Genomic DNA, 19,807 nt, shown 5'->3' with positions numbered 1-19,807 from the left:
ACCTGGATGCGAAAAAAAGTGAGAAAGATTCGTTCCTATTAATTATTTGGAGATACAACTATCAAACGAGATAACGCTCCCGCGGCCAAAGGCAATTCTAAAAAAGCGCGGATCAACGATCAGATCGAAGCCAAACAGGTTCGTTTAATCAATGCCGAAGGTGAACAGGTAGGTATTGTTGCCTTGAGTGATGCTTTGGCGCAGGCTCAAGCGGCGACACTGGATTTGGTGGAAATCGTTGCTGATAGCGATCCAATAGTCTGTAAGATTATGGATTACGGCAAGCACTTGTTTGAGATCAAGAAAACCAAAGCAGCTGCCAAGAAAAAGCAAAAGCAGCAGCAGATCAAAGAAATGAAATTTCGCCCAGGGACGGAGGAAGCGGATTATCAGGTGAAGTTAAAAGCCCTGCTACGCTTCCTGGAGCATGGGGACAAGGCCAAGGTAACGTTAAAGTTCCGTGGCCGCGAGCTTGCCCATCAAGAGTTGGGGATGGAAATGATGCAGCGCATCGAGAAAGACCTGGCTGAGATGGGCGCCGTAGAGCAGGCTGCCAAAATGGAAGGTAAGCAGCTCACCATGGTGCTCGCTCCCAAAAAGAGAAAATAGTCGGGCTTTTAGCTGCCTTGATTATTTATATTATTTACCTAGATGTGTGGAGTTTTATCACATGGCAACCAAAGCTAAAGTACACAGCGGCGCTTCCAAGCGCTTCAAAAAGACTGGCGCGGGCTTCAAGTTCAAGCACGCTAACAAGAGCCACATCCTGACCAAAATGACGACCAAGCGTAAGCGCCAACTGCGCGGCACCAGCATCGTTGATGCAGCCGATGTACCACGCGTAAAACGTTTGTTCCGTGCTATCTAATAGCGCTTTTTGAGAATTTTGTAGAGGATTGAATTATGGCCCGTGTTAAGCGTGGTGTAGAGGCGCGTCGTCGTCACAAGAAAGTTTTAAAAGCTGCTAAAGGTTACTACGGTGCACGTTCGCGTACATTCCGTGTTGCTAAACAAGCGGTTATCAAAGCCGGTCAGTATGCTTACCGCGATCGTCGCGTTAAAAAGCGTAATTTCCGCGCTCTGTGGATCACTCGTATCAATGCTCAATCTCGCGCTGAAGGTTTGACCTACAGCCAATTGATTGCTGGCTTGAAAAAGGCGAGCATCGTTCTTGATCGTCGTGTACTGGCTGATTTGGCGGTATATGACAAAGCAGCTTTTGCTGCAGTTGTTGCGAAGGCTAAATCAGCTCTGGCTGCTTAATCGTCCAACAACCGAAAACCCGTGAGGGTTTTTGTGAACGCGATGAAGGGGAGGGGCTTTGGTTCCTCCCTTTTTTTATGGCGATTTTTCTATCGATTTATGGTGGCTTTTTATCGATAGCGCCGCATGCACCTGAATGTATTTTTAATTCATATCGAATTTAATTGGATAAGCAGATGGAAAATCTCGCTGCGCTCACACAAGAAGCGCTTAAATTGGTTAACGAAGCTCAAGATCTGGCGGTGCTGGATTCAGTCCGCGTGGATTATCTCGGCAAAAACGGCAGTATTACTGCACTGATGAAAACTTTGGGTAAGTTGCCACCCGAAGAAAAGCCGGCGGCTGGTGCAGAAATTAATAAAGCAAAAGATACAGTGCAAGACGCGATTAATGTGCGCAAGGAAGAGCTGGAGCAAGCCGCGATTGATGCAAAACTTGCCAGCGAAGTAATTGATGTAACCTTGCCTGGTCGCGGCCAGCACACCGGCGGTTTGCATCCAGTAACGCGTACCTTGCAGCGTATTGAAGAAATTTTTGCAGCAGTGGGTTATAGCGTTGAGGTAGGTCCGGAGATTGAGGATGACTACCACAATTTTGAAGCACTAAATATTCCTTCTCATCATCCGGCTCGTGCAATGCACGATACCTTTTATGTTGATGATACTCATGTGTTGCGCACTCACACATCACCCGTGCAAGTTCGCACAATGGAAAACAAACAACCACCGATTCGCGTGATTTGCCCTGGGCGTGTTTATCGCTGCGATTCAGATGTAACTCATTCGCCGATGTTCCATCAAGTTGAAGGTTTGGTGGTTGATAAAAATATCAGCTTCGCTGATTTGAAAGGTACCATGGATCAATTCCTTAAAGCATTTTTTGAGGCAGATGTTCCAGTGCGTTTCCGTCCCTCGTATTTCCCGTTCACTGAACCTTCAGCAGAAATGGATATTCAATGTACTCAGTGTCGCGGCAGGGGTTGCCGTATGTGTAAAAACACGGGTTGGTTGGAAGTTGGTGGTTGCGGCATGGTGCATCCGGAAGTATTTAAATCCAGTGGTGTAGACCCGGAAACCTTTACCGGTTTTGCTTTTGGTATGGGGGTAGAGCGCCTTGCAATGTTGCGTTATGGCGTTAACGATTTGCGCCTGTTTTTCGAAAATGATTTGCGCTTCCTAAAACAATTTTAGCGTTAAGTTTGATCCTAGCCCGTCATGCAGCTAAGCGAAATGCGGGAATAAAAGTTTAAGCAGATTTCAGTCCCGCATTGCATTGCACTCCATGCGGGCTACAGAGACAAGAATATGAAAATCAGTGAATCCTGGTTGCGTGAATGGGTTAACCCTGAGATAAGTACCGATGAGTTGGTCGCACAATTAACAATGGCCGGTTTGGAAGTGGATGCCGTTGAATCCGTGGCGGGCGATTTCAGTGGCGTAATTGTTGGCGAGATTGTTGGCTGTGAGCAGCACCCTGATGCCGACAAATTGCGTGTATGCCAAGTTGCAGGCCTTGAAGGGTTGTCACAGGTAGTTTGTGGTGCGCCGAATGCGCGTGTAGGAATCAAGATTCCATTTGCGACGATTGGTGCAAAACTGCCTGAGTTTGATATCAAAAAAGCCAAGCTGCGCGGGGTTGAATCCTTTGGGATGTTGTGTGGCCAAACTGAGTTGAAGGCTGGTGATGATGATTCCGGGGTGTGGGAATTGCCAGCCGATGCGCCAGTAGGTGCAAACCTGCGTGATTATCTCAATTTGAATGACAAGTTAATCGAAGTTGATTTAACACCTAATCGCAGTGATTGTTTGAGCGTAAAAGGGATCGCGCGTGAAGTAGGTGTATTAAATCGCGCGCCTGTTACTGCGCCTGCTATTGTTACGAACTCTGCGACGATTGCTGACTCTTTTCCTGTGCATCTTGAGGCGGGTTCCGCCTGTAGCCGCTATGTCGGTCGAGTTATCCGCAACATCGATATTACCCGCCCAAGTCCGGCATGGTTGCAAGACAAGTTGGTGCGCTCCGGCTTGCGTAGCATTGATGCGGTAGTGGATGTCACCAATTATGTGTTGCTTGAATTGGGGCAGCCAATGCACGCCTTCGATTTGTCCACTCTAAACGGCTCAATTCATGTGCGACTCGCGCGCCAGGGTGAATCTTTGGTGTTGTTGGATGACCAAGAAGTGAAGCTCAACGCTGATACCATGGTTATCGCCGATGAAAAAGCTCCGCTTGCTATCGCTGGCGTAATGGGTGGCAAGGCTAGTGCAGTGTCTGCCAGTACGCGCGAAATATTCCTTGAGAGTGCTTTCTTTAACCCCTTGGCCATTGCGGGTCGTGCTCGTTCTTATGGCTTGCATACGGACTCGTCCCACCGCTTTGAACGAGGTGTTGACTACAATTTGCAGGTCGAAGCGATTGAGCGTGCCACACAATTATTGTTGGACATTGTGGGTGGTGATGTGGGCCCGTTGGTGCATGTCAGCAACGATCAGTTGCCGCAAGAGCGTGAAGTGACTTTGCGTAAGGCGCGCATTGTTAGTGGTTTGAGTCTGGAAATGGCTGACGACGAGGTGGTCGATATTCTGTCTCGCCTGGGGCTTAAACTGGTTTCCCAATCGGTAGCAGGTTGGACGTTTGCGGTACCCAGCTATCGGTTTGATATTTCGATTGAGGCGGACTTGCTGGAAGAGCTCGCTCGTGTGTACGGATATAATCGCTTACCGACAAGAAGCCTTGCGGCACCACTAGACATTGAACCTCATCCTGAAGCCAAAATGGGTTTGCCTGCGTTGCGTAAACAATTAATTGCGCGTGGCTACCAAGAGGCAATCACTTATAGCTTTATCGATCCGAAGTTGTCTGCTTTGTTTGATCCTAAGGTTGAGCCGGTTATTCTGCGTAATCCAATTAGTGCGGATATGGCTGCTATGCGTACCAGTTTGATTCCAGGGTTGGTTAGTGTTTTACGTCACAACCTGAATCGCCAACAAAGCCGTGCACGCTTGTTTGAGTCCGGGTTGCGCTTTGTACCCGAGGTGGGTGGCTTGAAGCAGGAGCCTATGCTGGCAGGTTTGATCTATGGTGCTCGAGATCCTGAATCTTGGGCCAACGTCGCTGAAACGGTGGATTTCTTTGATTTGAAAGGCGATCTGGAGTCCCTGCTGGCGCTATCTGGAGATGAGGTGGCTTTCAATTTTGCGCCTGATAACAACCCCGCGTTGCATCCGGGGCAAACTGCGGGCATTTATCGCAATGGTGAATGGCAAGGGGTCATTGGTGCCTTACATCCAGGCTTGCAACAGCAGTTGGGTATTCCTCAGTCTGTCTATGTGTTTGAAGTGCGTTTGTCAGCCCTGTTAGGTGCTCGTATTCCGGCGTTTAGTCCATTATCCAAATTTCCCGAGGTTCGCCGTGACCTGGCGTTGCTGGTGGACCGTAATTTGGCCGCTGACAAACTCTTGACGGCGGTGAGAAGTCAGGCTGGTGAACATCTCACAGACTTAAAGGTCTTTGACGTGTATATGGGCAAAGGTATTGATCCACATAGAAAAAGTGTCGCAATGGGGTTGACCTTTCAGCATCCTTCACGCACTCTTAATGAAGATGAGATCAACGCCTCCATAGACTCGATTGTTCAGTATCTGGGGGTGCATTTTTCTGCCACCCTCAGATAGGGAATAATAACTATGTCGGACGGTGCTCTGACCAAAGCAGACTTGGCCGAGAAACTTTATGAGGATCTCGGCCTCAATAAGCGTGAAGCGAAAGAGCTGGTGGAACTCTTCTTTGAAGAGATTCGCCATGCTTTGGAAAATAACGAACAGGTTAAATTGTCTGGCTTTGGTAACTTTGAGTTGCGTGATAAAAGCCAGCGTCCGGGTCGTAATCCCAAGACGGGAGAGGAAATTCCTATTAGCGCCCGTCGCGTGGTTACCTTTCGCCCAGGACAAAAACTTAAGGCACGAGTAGAAGCTTATGTTGGAACCGAGTCATAACGACGAACTTCCCGTAATTCCCGGAAAACGCTATTTCACTATTGGTGAGGTCAGTGAGTTATGCGCTGTCAAACCGCACGTGTTGCGTTATTGGGAGCAGGAGTTTCCCCAGTTAAATCCCGTAAAGCGGCGTGGTAATCGTCGCTATTATCAGCGTCAGGATGTATTGACGATTCGCCAAATCCGCAGCCTTTTATATGATCAAGGGTTTACTATCGGCGGCGCTCGTTTGCAAATGACCAGTGATGCCAGTCAATCAGAAACAGGCCAGTTGAATCAATTAGTTGTGCGAATGATTGATGACCTTGAACACTTACTCGACCTGCTTAAAATTAAATAAAGCTTTGGGCGGTAGATGTGAATTTATTCGAATTGACTGCTGCATAATCTCAGCTAATTAAATCTGTAATTCTTTGATTGCATTAGCAATAAATTAAGGTATTATGCCGAGCCTTCACGGTGCAGATTCGTTCTGGATCGTAAAAAATATATCGGAGCGTAGCGCAGCCAGGTAGCGCACCATACTGGGGGTGTGGGGGTCGTGGGTTCAAATCCCGCCGTTCCGACCATTTTTAAAGCTTAAAATTAAAGCCCGCATCTTGCGGGCTTTTTTTGTTTTTGGTTTTTGCATTTCCTTGCTGTTCAAAATATTCATGTCTCGTACTTTTTACTCTGCCCTCTCAGTTTTTCTATGAATTCCCATGCCCGCTATTAAAGTTAAACGCCACTGGTGTTTGTTGTCTGTGCGGGTCTCGGATTGAATTATCTTTTGAAAAATATTTTGCCGTTGAATTAATTGATGCTCATTCGCACCAGGCAAATTTTTATTTAATAAAAAGCCCCGCGAGTTTTCACTGGCGGGGCTCTTTAGTGCACACTAAAAATTACTTGTTAGCAGCAGCTTTCTTTTCTTTCTCTTTCGCGATTACTGCTTCAGCCACGTTGGATGGGCATGGAGAGTAGTGAGCGAATTCCATAGAGAATTGGCCGCGACCAGAGGTCATGGTGCGCAGTGTAGAGATGTAACCAAACATTTCTGACAGCGGTACTTCAGCCTTGATACGTACGCCAGTTACGCCAGCTTCCTGGCCACTGATCATGCCGCGACGACGGTTCAAGTCACCGATCACATCACCTACGTGATCTTCCGGAGTGAACACGTCCACTTTCATGATTGGCTCGAGCAGTTGTGGGCCAGCTTTTGGCATGGATTGACGGAAAGCGCCTTTAGCGGCGATTTCGAACGCGATTGCAGAAGAGTCCACGGCGTGGAATCCACCGTCGAACAGGTCAATTTCAACGTCCAATACCGGGAAGCCAGCCAATGGGCCAGTGCCCATCATAGACTCAAAGCCTTTTTCAATCGCTGGATAGAATTCCTTCGGAACGCTACCACCAACAACAGAGGTCTTGAACACGAAGCCAGTGTTTGGTTGGCCTGGGTTGATGCGGTAGTCGATCTTACCGTACTGACCAGAGCCGCCTGATTGCTTCTTGTGGGTGTAGCTGTCTTCGATCGCGCGGGTAATGGTTTCGCGGTAGGCTACTTGTGGTTGACCAACATTCAGCTCAACACCGTAGGTGCGCTTCATGATGTCCACTTTAATATCCAGGTGCAATTCACCCATACCTTTCAGAATGGTTTCGCCAGAATCTTGATCGGTTTCAACGCGGAAGGTTGGGTCTTCAGAAACGAGTTTACCGATGGCAGTAGCCATCTTCTCGATCATGCTCTTGTCTTTCGGAGTTACAGCAATAGAAATTACTGGCTCAGGGAAGATCATTGGTTCAAGAGTACATTCGTGTTTTGGATCGCACAGCGTGTGACCGGTCTGCACGTTCTTCAAACCTACCAACGCAATGATGTCACCGGCTTGTGCGGTGGTCAGGTCGGTACGGTCGTTTGCTTGCATTTCCACCATACGACCAACACGTTCGGTTTTGCCGGTGAACGAGTTAAGGATGGTGTCGCCTTTGTTCAACACGCCTGAGTAAACGCGTACGAAGGTCAGGGCGCCGAAACGGTCGTCCATGATTTTGAACGCCAGTGCGCGGAACGGCTCAGCTGGATCAACCAGAGCAAATTGACCGTTTGGATTACCTTCTTCGTCAGTCAAAGGCTGCGGGTTAACTTCGGTTGGAGCTGGCAGGTAGTCAACAACGCCGTCCAACAGGAGTTGCATACCTTTGTTTTTAAAAGCTGAACCACAGAAGGTTGGGAAGAATGCCAGATCGCGGGTACCTTTACGGATGCAGCGCTTCAGGTCTTCAATAGAAGGTTCTTCGCCTTCCATGTAAGCCATCATCAGGTCGTCATCTTGCTCTACAGCAGTCTCAACCAGTTGACCGCGGTACAGCTCAACATCGTCAACCATGTCAGCTGGGATATCGACTACTTTGTAGTTTTCTGGTTGGCCTGAGTCATCCCATACAAACGCTTTGCGGTTCAGGATGTCTACTACGCCTACGAAGGTATCTTCGCGGCCGATAGGCAGGGTCATGATCAATGGCTTGGCACCAAGTACGTTTTGTACTTGTTCGGTAACGCGCAGGAAGTCGGCACCGATACGGTCCAGCTTGTTTACGAAGATCAAACGAGAAACTTTAGAGTCGTTCGCATAGCGCCAGTTGGTTTCTGATTGCGGCTCTACACCACCAGAACCACAGAATACGCCGATGCCGCCGTCCAGAACTTTCAACGAACGATATACTTCCACGGTGAAGTCAACGTGTCCGGGGGTATCGATAACGTTAAAGCGGTGACCTTTCCAGAAACAGCTTACCGCTGCTGACTGAATGGTGATGCCACGCTCGGCTTCTTGCACCATGAAGTCAGTAGTCGATTCACCTTCGTGAACTTCACCGATTTTGTGGATTTTACCGGTGAGCTTGAGGATACGCTCAGTGGTAGTGGTTTTACCGGCGTCCACGTGGGCGAAGATACCGATATTTCTGTATAGGGATAAGTCAGCAGCCATAGGACTCTCTTTATGTTTGCAGGGTTAAAATTAGCCGGGTTGGAAAATAGCGGCGTAATATACAGGAAGTTATCTGAGAATGCCTCAAAAAATGGAGTCTACGCTGATAGTTTTGCAGTTTTGGGTCAGTAAGCGGTGATATGGTGTCTGTTGGGGGGGGGACTTTATAGCAAGCAAAAGCATTCCAGGTTCTGTAACTCCGTTAGTAAGTCCCCAATAATCGTAACTTGGATTGGTGGTCGGGTAAGAGCAGTTAGTAGGTTGGGTAGTTATGTTTTCCGGCGCGCAATCAACCGCTATGGCAAATCAGACGCGGGTTTTCCGTGGGGCACTCGGCTCCACTCCTTTAACAAGATTGGTAGGGTTCACAATGAATAAATGGCTGTCCCGAGTATCTGCAGGTGTTTTGATAGTGTTTGCTTCGTTGGTTGTTTTTGCAGAGGAAAAAAATATTTCGCGCAAAAATGATCAGAAAGTGGAGTTGTCTTCAAGTGATCCGGCGTTTTTATTTCCTCCCTCAATGCAAGCCTTTAATTTGTACGGCGACGGAGCGATTCCCAACTCAAAACCGGCAGCAGATGAAGAAACCGGTGCGGGCACCGGCTGGATACAGAAAGTTTCCCGCCCCTATATTCAGGTGTACTTGCCCGCAAAAGTGAAAGCAACCGGTGCCAGTGTGGTCATCTTTCCTGGGGGCGCCTATTGGGGGCTATCGTTTGACTACGAAGGGGTTCAGCAGGCGAGCTATTTTGTGGATCACGGCATAGCTGCCTTTGTCGTGAAATATCGAATCCCCAATGACTTATGGATGCTGGATAAATCCATAGGGCCGCTGCAGGACGCGCAGCAGGCGATGAAATTCGCGCGCACCCATGCCAGTCAATGGAATCTGGATTCGAATCGAATTGGCGCCATTGGTTTTTCTGCCGGCGGCCATTTGGCCTCAACCCTCGCGACGCATTTCAATAAACCGCAAATTACTAATTCCGATAACATCAATTTACGTCCTGATTTTCTGGTGCTGGTTTACCCGGTGATCAGCATGGATTCAAAAGTCACTCATTTGGATTCACGCAAAGCATTGCTGGGCGATAACCCAGCCAAAGAACGCATTAATGAATTTTCCAATGAGCTTCATGTAAATTCCAACACTCCACCCACGCTGTTGCTCCATGCGATGGACGATAAATTGGTCGATGTAAAAAATTCCATTCTGTTTCTTGAGGCGTTGAAAGAGGCGGGTGTTCCGGCGCAGGCACATTTCTTCGAGAAAGGTGATCACGGATTTTTTCTGATCCCGCGAGATCGTTGGCAGGCGCCGATTCTGGAGTGGATTACAGTGAATGGTTGGTTAAGTCAGTGACGAAAGTGAGTCACAGGTAATCTCAACCGCGGGGTGAAACGGAAGTTGCTCCCGCGGAAACGTTCCGTCGCCATGAAAGGCAATGCTCAACGAAAAAATAACTAGCTATAGGTATTTATACCTGAGGTTAAGGGGGATAACCCTCATTTTCAAATCCGTGTTTTAACTATAGAGTTCCAACCATTCGCCAAGCTGTTCGATAGCGTCCTTTTCTTCTCCTTTGCATTGCAGTCCTACCGGTGTACTTGAATCGCGTTTTGCGCGGGGGTGTGTATGACTCCTGCTAATGTTTATTGAATGGAGCCGTACTTAACCTTGCCGAGAACGAATTTGCCCCAGACTGATCTTGATACATCTGAAGATACTGCCGCGCTTGCAATCTGGCGTCAGCGCCTGCTGGATCGCCTGCTGGGCGTGTTGCTCGTTGCTGCCTGGGTAGTCGGGCTGCCCAGCATATCGCTTGCGATTTACGAGCAGCTGTGGATTCTGGTCTGTGCCGATATCATCGCGGTTAGCTGGTTGCATTTGTTGCATGCAAAACGTAACTGGTCCTATCGGTGGCGAGTAGTGCAATTGCTGGGGCTGATTTACATGATCAGCGTTTGCTTGCTCATTTCCATCGGCTATGCCAGCCAGATTTATCTAATGGCCATGCCAGTGCTGGCGGTGCTGCTCTTCTCCTTGCGTACCGCAATTCTGTGCCTACTGCTTAATGGCGCGACCTTGATGGCCATCGGTTATTTTTTTCAGGCGGACAGCGTTGGGTTTAATCTCGCGATACCGCCGCTATTGCGCTGGGCCGCTATTACCATCAACTTTATGCTCATAGACACGGCGCTAACCGCCGCCTGCGCCTTTTTGCTTAACGGCCTCAAGGCTTCCTTGGCTGAACAGCAAGTCAACGCGCAATTGCTGGCGGATCAGGCGATGCACGACCCACTTACTGGTTTGGCTAATCGTCGCTTGCTGGAAGACCGGACCAGACAGGCCATAGCGCAGGCACAGCGGCGCGGCGGGATGGTTGCTGTTGTCATGTTTGATATCGATCGTTTCAAAGCCGTCAACGATGGTCATGGCCACGCGCTGGGTGATGCGCTCATAATGACCTGCGCAGAACGGCTTACCGCCATCGCTCGGCGCGAGGATACCGTTGCACGATTTGGTGGCGATGAATTTGTGGTAGTGCTCACGCAATTGCAGGATGAAAATGATTTACTGGCTGCGGTTAAGCGACTGCATCAAATGATGGCGGGAAAATATTTGTTACAAGGTTTGGACCTGCACGTTAATACCAGCATGGGCGTAGCTGTTTACCTGCGCGACGGAGAGGATACCGAAACACTGATCAAGCATGCGGACATGGCGATGTATCATGCCAAGGAAACCGGGCGTGGCCGTTTCCAGTTTTTCCAAGCCACCATGAACGAGCGCTTGACTCGCCGGCTCCAGTTGGAAAACGCGTTGCGCAATGCGCTGGCAAATGGCGAATTGCAATTGTATTTTCAACCGCGAGTCAGTGCTGATGGTCACCCTTGTGGTGGTGAAGTCTTGTTGCGTTGGTTTCACCCTGAACTGGGGTCTATCAGTCCCGCGCAATTTATTCCTATTGCGGAAGACACCGGGTTAATTTTGCCAATTGGCAGTTGGGTACTGCGCACTGCAGCAGAGCATCTTGCCCGGTGGCAAAAAATTTTTCCGGCAATGCATTTGAGTGTGAATATTTCGCCGCGCCAATTTTTTGATGAGTCCTTACTGCCTGAAATTCATGCCGCTAGTTCACTGGTAGCGAAAGGTAGTTTTGAAGTAGAAATTACTGAATCGCTCGCCATGAATAAGCCGGCTGAAACCGCCGAATTCCTGCGTCAACTGCGTGACTCAGGTGTTGGGGTTTCGATGGATGATTTTGGCACCGGCTTTTCCAGTCTTGCGCGGCTCAAAACCTACCCGCTTGACGTACTTAAAATTGATCAATCATTTATACGCGGAATTGAACACGACCCCGCTGATGTAGCCATCGTCAAAACCATTATCGAACTCGCCAACAATCTAAATTTGGGTACAGTGGCAGAAGGTGTGGAGACAGAAGGGCAGGCCACTATAATGCGCGCGCTAGGCGTTAAAGAAATGCAAGGCTACCTGTTCGCCAAACCCATGCCCGCGGAGGATTATCTGGCATGGTGGCATCAGCAAGAGAAAAAACAAATCTGATTCAGCTGCTCCCGCGCACTGAATTATTAAGGCTAGGTATCAGCTTAAATCCTTCGCACTAACCTCCCGTTAAAATCCCCTTCCAGTCGTTGGTTGGCGGTGCATCGCCAATGACTTTACTATTCCCAATAATCCAGAATCGAACGTTCCATTGCCGAACGTATTGCGTTAACACGTAAGCCTGTGTAATTGTTTACGGATAGAAGCTATGAGTATGGTGGTTTGCCTTGAGCCTGTGGATTACAGTTAATTGGCTAAGCAGTGTTTCCGAGCCGTACTAACCTTCAAGGGCAGCAATGTGCCCAAAGCGGACGTTGGACTTTACTACGGCTCAAGGCTTCCGGGATCAATATTAGGAATACGTCATCAAGATAAGCGTTGAATCCTGAGTTTTCTTTACAAGTTATGATGGCGAAACGATATCGCTAAAATTGAAACTATATTCAATGAGTGGAATAAAAATAAATGGATATCAAAGTAGTTGAGCAAGAGGTTGATGATGCATTCTTCGATAATAAACTTTTAGATGTAGATTATGCACAAAGCATGTGGACAATTCTCTCTGTCATGGAGGACAGATATCTCAAAGCGACTCAAATCGTACCACTGGAATATGAGTTTCAACATGTATATTTGGATGCATCATTAAATGCATTGACTCATCCATTAAGGGCAATCTATTTTAAAAATAGAAATTCAGCAGGAAAAATAATCAGAGAAGTCATAGACGATCAGTATGGCTATTCCCATGATTGGCTTGACAAGGCGTTAGTATACAATAATTTTTGTTCAATTTTCCCACTCTATTGGAAAAAGAAGATAACCCTCACAATAAAAGATGATTCTATCGAAACTACTGACTGGAAAAGTAATGAACCTCAATATGAAGTTTACAATAGATTGATTAGAAAAGATGGTGAGCAAGCCGAACAGATATTGGACACCGCAGTAATTTTGGAATTAATACATCCACACATTTCGTCCAAGAAGAATAGATTTGAATTAAATTTGACACCTATTTTAGTTAGAAAGCTGGTGGATGAGTATGCGCACTTTGCTCAGCCTCGCTTCAAAATTCCGAGTGATTGGGAGTGCAATTATTTTACGTTTGGTGATTTCAGATCGGTCTATATAACTCTCCAAGCAATCCTCACTGGCAGACATATTGCGCGTACTTTTCTCGCGATGAAAGGGCTACCGGGATTGGGTTATTCTGATGCTGTATGGGTATTGCCCATGACAGATTTGAAGAAAAGGCTTATCCGATATACATCATTGAGCTCAAAAAAAATTGAATGTATTTTAGATTACCTGACTTTTGGAAAAGTAGGGGTTAAATACCCAGATATTGCTATACAACCGATACTAGATTTAAAAAACGGGTCAGTTGCTCTGTCGCCATTCATATTTAACAATTCAAATGCTGAGCGGAATCTTTGTGTCTTGCTCAATCAGATTGAAGATGAAAAGAAGACATACTCAAAGTTAACTCAAGATAAAGAAGATGTCTTGAGGAGGGAGCTTTGCGAAGCAGTTGAAGATATGGGGTTAGAGTGTTCGTCTGGGAAATTAAGCGATACAGATGTAGACTTCGCAATTATTGATAGACAAAATCGGGCGTGTATTGTATTTGAGTTGAAGTGGTTTATTGAGCCTGCGGAAGTGCGTGAACAGCTCGAAAGGTCTCAAGAGTTACAAAAAGGAGTTGAGCAAGCCGAAAAAATCAAGAAAAAATTTGATGAGGGCGATAGTCAGCTAATTAACGATGTGTTGAAAATTGATAGTAGCTTTGTATTTGCTTCAGCGGTCGGCTCAAGGAATTGGATAGGAAGCTTTTATGTTCAATCTAAAGCTATACCGATCATAAAAGTTAAACATTTCATTGAGGTGCTTAGACAACTAAAGTCGCTACAGTTAGCGATTGAATACTTGGACGCTAGGGATTATTTGCCCAAAGAATTTGTGGATTACGAAATTGTTGACAACTTACTCCAGCTTGGTAAATGGAAATGCATGTGGTATGGGATTAAGCCCATTCTTAAAGAAGAGTAACTAAGTAGTCTTTAGATATCCCGAGAGAAGAGGCTGATGGATTAAATTTTTGGTCTATTCACCTATGTAAATGGCCGCTTTTTGCCGTTGTGCGATGTAATTGCTCTGATTTATTTTCAATGTATTCAGACTGACTCTGTTTGTGCCAAAGCGGTAGCTAAGTTACTAAAGCGCAAGCGAAAGATATTGATGCTTTGATGAGGTATTCACAGAAGGAAAAGGGCGAAATATGAGCAACGTTAATATTAAAAGAGCTGTCGAAAATATTCGGTCTGTGACCACTGTTTATACTCCTATTGTTGAAGTTATTGTAAATGCGATTCAGGCCATTGAAGCCAAAGCTTTAGACAATGGCTCCATAGAGATCATCATAGAGCGATCAGCTCAGGATGATATTGAAAGAGGCATCCGTTCGGTTGAGAGTTTTTTGATTAAAGACAATGGTGTTGGTTTTACTCAGGAAAATAGAGACTCTTTTGATACGCTTTATTCAGACTACAAACTTTCCCAAGGAGGAAAAGGCTTCGGGAGGTTCACGTGCTTAAAATATTTTGAAAACCTAAAAGTTAAAAGTGTTTTTGAATGCGAGGAAGGATTTAAACAGCGAACATTTAAAATGGGAAAAGGAAACGACATTATTGTCGACGAGCAAATAGCCCCCACCAAAGAACTAGTTACTTTTACGACTATTAAATTGGAAAACGTAAAGGATGGAAAATTTCTAGATAAAAAACTAACAACCATTGCCAAGTCTCTAGTTGAGAGGCTTCTGCCATATTTTATTGACGATTCATATCATTGCCCGAAAATTTCTATAGCGGAAAAGGATGGAACAGGTTTGATCGTATTGAACGATTTTATTAACAATCAACTTTCTGCGTCCATTAAAGAAATTCCGCTTAAAAACACCAACTTCGTAATTAATGGATTAGGTAAGGACCACACCTTCCTCATCCGGCTTTTTAAATTCTATTCGCCAAAGAATCAACGAAGCAAAATTAGTCTTGTTGCGCATAGGCGAGAAGTCACAGATACGGCTATTCACACATATATTCCTGAATTTATCGAAGAATTTTTGGATAAGGACTTGAATGGAGAAGACGACAAGGATAGAAATTATGTTCTTAAGGCATATGTCTATGGAGATTATCTTGATGATAATGTTTCGCTAGAACGTGGCGGATTTGAATTTCACAAGGATAATGATCTTATGCACGGCGTCTCTCAGTCAGATATAGAAAAGGTTGCAGCAGAGATATCAAGGGAGGCGATTGGAGATGAGATAGATACTAGGCAAGTAAGAAAAAGAGAGAGAGTTCAGGAATACGTTGATAACGAGGCCCCGTGGCATAGGCAGGTTCTCAAAAATATTGATCTTTCTTCAATGTCATATAATCCATCAAAAGAAGAAATTGAGCTAAAGCTTCAAGAGGAAAAGCATCGAGTTGAAATCGAGATTAACCGGAAAGTAAAACATCTTCTCGCAGAGGGGACAATTGAAGATTTAAAGCTGAATGTTAATCAACTTGTAAGCGAAATTTCGGACACCAGCAAAAATGACCTTATTCATTACATTGCGCTAAGACGAAAGGTCTTGGACCTATTCGGAAAAAATTTGGAGCTTGATCCAGAAGGAAAATATTTTTCCGAGGGTGCAGTTCATGACATTATTTTTCCTCGAAGAAAAGATACTGATAATATTGCATTCAATGAACATAATTTGTGGATAATTGATGAAAGACTTAACTTTACTAATTATGTATCGTCTGATCGGCCGTTAAATGAAGGAAATACCGATAGGCCCGATCTTTTAGCCTATGACAGAAGAATCTTATTTAGAGGCGATAATGAAGCAAGCAATCCAGTAACAATTTTTGAATTCAAAAAGCCACAAAGAGACGATTTTGTAAATCCATCTTCTACCGAAGATCCTGTTCAACAAATTGTCCGATATGTAAATCAAGTTAGAGAAGGGAAATTCAAAACACCTGAGGGAAGAAAAATTCATATAGCGCAAAACACACCCTTCTATGGCTATGTTGTATGTGACCTTACCCAAAAAGTTGAAAATTGGCTCGAGTTTGAAAAGGACTATAAGCCAATGCCAGATCGGCTCGGCTGGTTCCGATGGCACGATAATATAAACCTCTATATGGAGGTCATTAGCTGGGACAAAGTTCTGCGCGATGCTGAAATGCGCAACAGAATTTTCTTCCATCACCTGGGGATTAGCTAAATGAATATCTCTTTTTGTAGCTAACAATTTATAAAATTTATGATTTTATGTGACGATTGATGTGATAGATGATTCTGATAAAGCGAATTGTATGGGCTGCAAGTTTATATGCTGTTGATTTGCGCTCAAAAACTTACCCACTTTTGTGCCGAATGTTGACTCAGGTAGAACATTGAAAACCCCATTTAGGATAGTGCCTTATACGTATTATTCCGGGTCAGTCTTAAACGCAAATGTGGGCCAAATTCAGGCACAAATCAACAGCAAGGGGCTGCTGGAACCTACTTAGGACGTTTCAATCTGGTTATAGATTTTTGGGAGATAGGTAAGGTATTGAGGTGGTTCGGGTTTTTAATGTCATTCAAACAGGCAAACCCCAGTCTTAGGCCGGTGTTTCTCTGGTTTTGAGTATTTGCTTAGATTTTAGTGGGTGGTTACACCGACATTGGGGCTTAACTGTACTCGGTTGTACAAGTTGTCGGTTTTTTAATGGCCCAAAAACAGAAAACCCCAGCTTTGCGCCGGGGTTTGTCTATTTTTTAATGTATTTGTCTAAATTTTAAATGTCCGATTACAATCAAAATTAAAATTACTCTACATAATTTTCAATGCTTGGGCAGCTACACACTAAATTGCGGTCCCCATAAACGTTATCGATACGATTTACTGAAGGCCATACCTTGTGGTTTTTCAACCAGCTAGCTGGGCGGCCTGCAACTTCGCGTGAGTAGGCGCGAGTCCAGTTTTCTTCCAGTACGTCATCTTGGGTGTGCGGTGCGTTGTGCAGTGCGCTAGCTTCTGCGGAGATTTCACCGTTGATCACTTGATCGATTTCTTTACGGATAATCAGCATAGCTTCGATGAATTTATCCAATTCGATTTTTGATTCGGATTCGGTGGGTTCAATCATCAAAGTGCCGGCAACCGGGAATGACATTGTCGGTGCGTGGAAACCAAAATCCATCAAACGCTTGGCGATATCTTCTTCACTGATGCCGCTGGCTTCTTTCAGTGGGCGCAAATCCAGCAGACATTCGTGCGCAACAAAACCATTGGTGCCTTTGTACAGAATCGGGTAGGCCGCTTCTAATTTCTTCGCGACATAGTTTGCGTTCAACATCGCAAATTCAGTAGCTTGACGCATGCCGACAGCGCCCATCATTTTGATGTACATCCAGCTGATTGGCAGGATGCTCGCAGAACCCCAAGGTGCAGCGGAAATGGTGCCGTTATTTACATCGGTACCGGGTACGGGCTGTACCGGGTGAGCTGCCAAGAAAGGTTCCAAGTGTTTGCCAACGCCGATTGGCCCCATGCCTGGGCCGCCACCGCCGTGTGGAATACAGAAAGTTTTGTGCAGGTTCAAGTGCGATACATCACCACCGAATTTACCGGGAGCTGCAACGCCCACCAGTGCGTTCATGTTGGCGCCGTCGATATATACCTGTGCGCCTACTGCGTGGACCATATCGCACAGTTGGGTAATGCCTTCTTCAAACACGCCGTGAGTGGAAGGATAGGTACACATGATGCACGCGATTTGATTGCCGTAGGTTGCAATTTTTTCAGCGAGATCGGTCAAGTCGACGTTGCCTTTATTGTCGCAGGCAACGACTACCACTTTGTAACTGACCATTTGCGCAGAGGCAGGGTTGGTGCCGTGTGCAGACGCGGGAATTAAACAAATATCGCGCTGGGTTTCGCCTTTGCTTTCAAAATATTTTTTTATCGCAACAAGACCTGCGTATTCACCTTGTGAACCGGCGTTAGGTTGCAAGCTGATGGCATCGTAACCGGTACAGGCTTTGAGCATTTCTTGCAGCTCTTCAAATAATTCTTTGTAGCCTTGCGCTTGATCAATCGGTGCAAACGGATGCAGCTTGCCAAATTCCGGCCAGGTGACTGGAATCATTTCAGCAGTAGCGTTCAACTTCATGGTGCAGGAGCCGAGTGGAATCATCGCATTGTTAAGCGCGATATCTTTTGACTCCAAACGCTTCAGGTAGCGCAACATTTCGGTTTCGCTGTGATAAGTATTGAATACCGGGTGAGTCAGTACTGCATCAGTGCGCAACAAATCCGCCGGGATGGCATTGTTGGCGGTGATGTTTTTGCCATCGCGAATTTGCGCATCCAGTGACGAAAGTTCTACGCCGGTTACGCCGAACACGGCGAGTAAATTTTCCAAATCTGCGGCGGCAGTGGTTTCGTTGATGCTGATGCCGAGCGAGTCATTACCAACGAGGCGCAGGTTAATTTCGGCGGCGAGTGCAGCTTGATTGATGGCTTTTTGGTTATCGCCCACATTGACAGTAATAGTGTCAAAGAAGTTGGCGTTGCTGATGCCAAAACCTTTGGCTTTCAGTGCCGCAGCGGCGATGGTTGTTAAACGGTGCACACGGTTGGCGATACGTTTTAAACCGTCCGGGCCGTGATAAATGGCGTAGAACACACTCATCACCGCAAGCAATACTTGCGAGGTACAAATGTTGGAGTTGGCTTTTTCGCGGCGGATATGTTGCTCGCGCGTTTGCATCGCCATACGCAGCGCTTGTTTACCGCGCGCATCAATAGAAACACCAATAATACGGCCTGGTGCGGAGCGCTTGTAAGCATCGCGGAAGGCGAAGAAGCCGGCGTGCGGGCCGCCGAAACCAAGCGGTACACCAAAGCGTTGGCTGGTGCCGACGACTACATCGGCACCCATAGCGCCGGGCGATTTCAACACCAGCAGGGCCATAAGGTCAGTGGCTACAGTCACCAGCGCATTCTTGCTGTGTGCGGTTTCGATGATGGCGGTGAGATCGCGAATCTGGCCGCTTGAACCCGGGTAGGAGAGCAGGGCACCGAAGTAATCGCCATTGGCCAATTGGTCAATGGGGGCAACGTCTACCTCAAAGCCGAAATGCTCGGCGCGGGTTTTTACTACGGCGATGGTTTGCGGGTGAGTATCGGCATCCACAAAGAACACATCGGATTTGCTCTTCTTGTTTTGGCGTTTACACATGGCCATGGCTTCGGCCGCCGCTGTGCCTTCATCCAATACCGAGGCGTTCGCCATTTCCATACCGGTGAGGTCGATGATCATTTGCTGGTAGTTCAGCAGTGCTTCCAAACGGCCTTGAGCAATCTCTGGTTGGTAAGGCGTATACGCTGTGTACCAGCCCGGATTTTCCAATACGTTGCGCAGTACTACATGGGGAACATGGGTGTCGTGGTAACCCATACCTATGTAGTTTTTGAAAATCTTGTTCTTGCTGGCGATTGCTTTGAGCTGGGCCAGCGCTTCGGTTTCAGTGATGGCGGTCCCCAGGTTCAGCTCGCCTTTCAGGCGGATACCTTCGGGTACGGTTTTATCAATCAGCTCCTTGACTGAGCTAACGCCCAGTGTTGCCAGCATAGTGGCAGTTTGCTGGGCATCTGGCCCGATATGGCGTTGCACAAACTCGTCGTGATAAGCCAATGAAGAAAGGGGAGCTGAGCGAAAATCAACTGACATAGAGACTCTCTATAGATTGGAAAATAATCGAAACCGGCAGGATAGCGGGGGCGGGAGGTCGCCTGTGTAAAAAGGCGGCAATGGTACCAATTTGGCGCTTTTCGGGCAATCAACATGGGGGTATTTGACCGGTTTGGACGGTCGCTCGCCATGAAAGGGAACAAGAAGGTAACGGTGGACTCTCAGGCCTGTTATGATTCGGCAGCGCACTGC

General features: G+C 46.7%; 13 protein-coding genes and 1 tRNA gene. 12 read left to right on the top strand and 2 right to left on the bottom strand.

Annotated features, from left to right (window positions below; translation table 11 throughout):
• The first annotated feature begins 60 nt into the window (after positions 1-60).
• The 8 genes from infC (at position 61) to D0C16_RS07185 (ending at position 5,827) form a co-directional block, all read left to right on the top strand.
• Entirely contained in the window at positions 61-609 is a 549-nt protein-coding gene (infC, locus tag D0C16_RS07220; RefSeq protein WP_151031688.1) for a translation initiation factor IF-3, read from the top strand.
• A 61-nt stretch (positions 610-670) separates the two neighbouring features.
• Entirely contained in the window at positions 671-868 is a 198-nt protein-coding gene (rpmI, locus tag D0C16_RS07215) for a 50S ribosomal protein L35 (protein WP_007642209.1), read from the top strand.
• 35 nt (positions 869-903) lie between these two features.
• Positions 904-1,263, top strand: coding sequence for a 50S ribosomal protein L20 (gene rplT / locus D0C16_RS07210; protein WP_039913342.1), 360 nt, complete (start codon positions 904-906; stop codon positions 1,261-1,263).
• Between the two features lie 176 nt (positions 1,264-1,439).
• Positions 1,440-2,453: a phenylalanine--tRNA ligase subunit alpha gene (gene pheS, locus D0C16_RS07205; RefSeq protein WP_151031687.1), complete on the top strand. Its 1,014-nt coding sequence runs from the start codon at positions 1,440-1,442 to the stop codon at positions 2,451-2,453.
• A 114-nt stretch (positions 2,454-2,567) separates the two neighbouring features.
• The gene (gene pheT, locus D0C16_RS07200) at positions 2,568-4,937 is read left to right on the top strand and encodes a phenylalanine--tRNA ligase subunit beta (RefSeq protein ID WP_151031686.1); all 2,370 of its coding nucleotides are present in this window, start codon (positions 2,568-2,570) and stop codon (positions 4,935-4,937) included.
• 12 nt (positions 4,938-4,949) lie between these two features.
• Entirely contained in the window at positions 4,950-5,258 is a 309-nt protein-coding gene (gene ihfA / locus D0C16_RS07195; RefSeq protein WP_007642205.1) for an integration host factor subunit alpha, read from the top strand.
• Positions 5,239-5,598: a MerR family transcriptional regulator gene (locus D0C16_RS07190; protein ID WP_151031685.1), complete on the top strand. Its 360-nt coding sequence runs from the start codon at positions 5,239-5,241 to the stop codon at positions 5,596-5,598. Before ihfA ends, D0C16_RS07190 begins: the two co-directional genes overlap by 20 nt.
• A 152-nt stretch (positions 5,599-5,750) precedes the next feature.
• A tRNA-Pro gene (locus tag D0C16_RS07185) sits at positions 5,751-5,827 on the top strand.
• Positions 5,828-6,142: 315 nt separating this feature from the next.
• On the opposite strand, the gene fusA is transcribed toward D0C16_RS07185, so the two are convergent.
• Entirely contained in the window at positions 6,143-8,236 is a 2,094-nt protein-coding gene (gene fusA / locus D0C16_RS07180) for an elongation factor G (protein WP_151031684.1), read from the bottom strand.
• 370 nt (positions 8,237-8,606) lie between these two features.
• On the opposite strand from fusA, the gene D0C16_RS07175 reads away from it, so the two are divergent.
• The 4 genes from D0C16_RS07175 (at position 8,607) to D0C16_RS07160 (ending at position 16,095) form a co-directional block, all read left to right on the top strand.
• Positions 8,607-9,599, top strand: coding sequence for an alpha/beta hydrolase (locus tag D0C16_RS07175; RefSeq protein WP_151031683.1), 993 nt, complete (start codon positions 8,607-8,609; stop codon positions 9,597-9,599).
• A 330-nt stretch (positions 9,600-9,929) separates the two neighbouring features.
• Complete coding sequence (locus tag D0C16_RS07170; protein WP_191968660.1) at positions 9,930-11,807, top strand: bifunctional diguanylate cyclase/phosphodiesterase; 1,878 nt, start codon at positions 9,930-9,932, stop codon at positions 11,805-11,807.
• A 465-nt stretch (positions 11,808-12,272) separates the two neighbouring features.
• A complete protein-coding gene (locus D0C16_RS07165; RefSeq protein WP_151031681.1) occupies positions 12,273-13,859 on the top strand; it encodes a hypothetical protein in 1,587 nt (528 codons plus the stop codon).
• 229 nt (positions 13,860-14,088) lie between these two features.
• A complete protein-coding gene (locus tag D0C16_RS07160; RefSeq protein WP_151031680.1) occupies positions 14,089-16,095 on the top strand; it encodes an ATP-binding protein in 2,007 nt (668 codons plus the stop codon).
• Positions 16,096-16,684: 589 nt separating this feature from the next.
• Here the strand turns inward: D0C16_RS07160 and gcvP are convergent.
• Positions 16,685-19,594, bottom strand: coding sequence for an aminomethyl-transferring glycine dehydrogenase (gene gcvP, locus D0C16_RS07155; RefSeq protein WP_151031679.1), 2,910 nt, complete (start codon positions 19,592-19,594; stop codon positions 16,685-16,687).
• Positions 19,595-19,807 lie beyond the last annotated feature (213 nt).

It is taken from the genome of Cellvibrio sp. KY-GH-1, from assembly GCF_008806975.1.
GTDB lineage: Bacteria > Pseudomonadota > Gammaproteobacteria > Pseudomonadales > Cellvibrionaceae > Cellvibrio.
The sequence above is the reverse complement of the archived record's forward strand: the minus strand, read 5'-3'. Positions and strand labels throughout refer to the sequence as shown.

Excerpts from the sequence above, each read along its gene's own strand:
- rpmI (WP_007642209.1), top strand. The coding sequence starts at position 671 with ATGGCAACCAAAGCTAAAGTACACAGCGGCGCTTCCAAGCGCTTCAAA.
- rplT (WP_039913342.1), top strand. The coding sequence starts at position 904 with ATGGCCCGTGTTAAGCGTGGTGTAGAGGCGCGTCGTCGTCACAAGAAA.
- pheS (WP_151031687.1), top strand. The coding sequence starts at position 1,440 with ATGGAAAATCTCGCTGCGCTCACACAAGAAGCGCTTAAATTGGTTAAC.
- pheT (WP_151031686.1), top strand. The coding sequence starts at position 2,568 with ATGAAAATCAGTGAATCCTGGTTGCGTGAATGGGTTAACCCTGAGATA.
- ihfA (WP_007642205.1), top strand. The coding sequence starts at position 4,950 with ATGTCGGACGGTGCTCTGACCAAAGCAGACTTGGCCGAGAAACTTTAT.
- D0C16_RS07190 (WP_151031685.1), top strand. The coding sequence starts at position 5,239 with ATGTTGGAACCGAGTCATAACGACGAACTTCCCGTAATTCCCGGAAAA.
- fusA (WP_151031684.1), bottom strand. The coding sequence starts at position 8,236 with ATGGCTGCTGACTTATCCCTATACAGAAATATCGGTATCTTCGCCCAC.
- D0C16_RS07175 (WP_151031683.1), top strand. The coding sequence starts at position 8,607 with ATGAATAAATGGCTGTCCCGAGTATCTGCAGGTGTTTTGATAGTGTTT.
- D0C16_RS07165 (WP_151031681.1), top strand. The coding sequence starts at position 12,273 with ATGGATATCAAAGTAGTTGAGCAAGAGGTTGATGATGCATTCTTCGAT.
- D0C16_RS07160 (WP_151031680.1), top strand. The coding sequence starts at position 14,089 with ATGAGCAACGTTAATATTAAAAGAGCTGTCGAAAATATTCGGTCTGTG.
- gcvP (WP_151031679.1), bottom strand. The coding sequence starts at position 19,594 with ATGTCAGTTGATTTTCGCTCAGCTCCCCTTTCTTCATTGGCTTATCAC.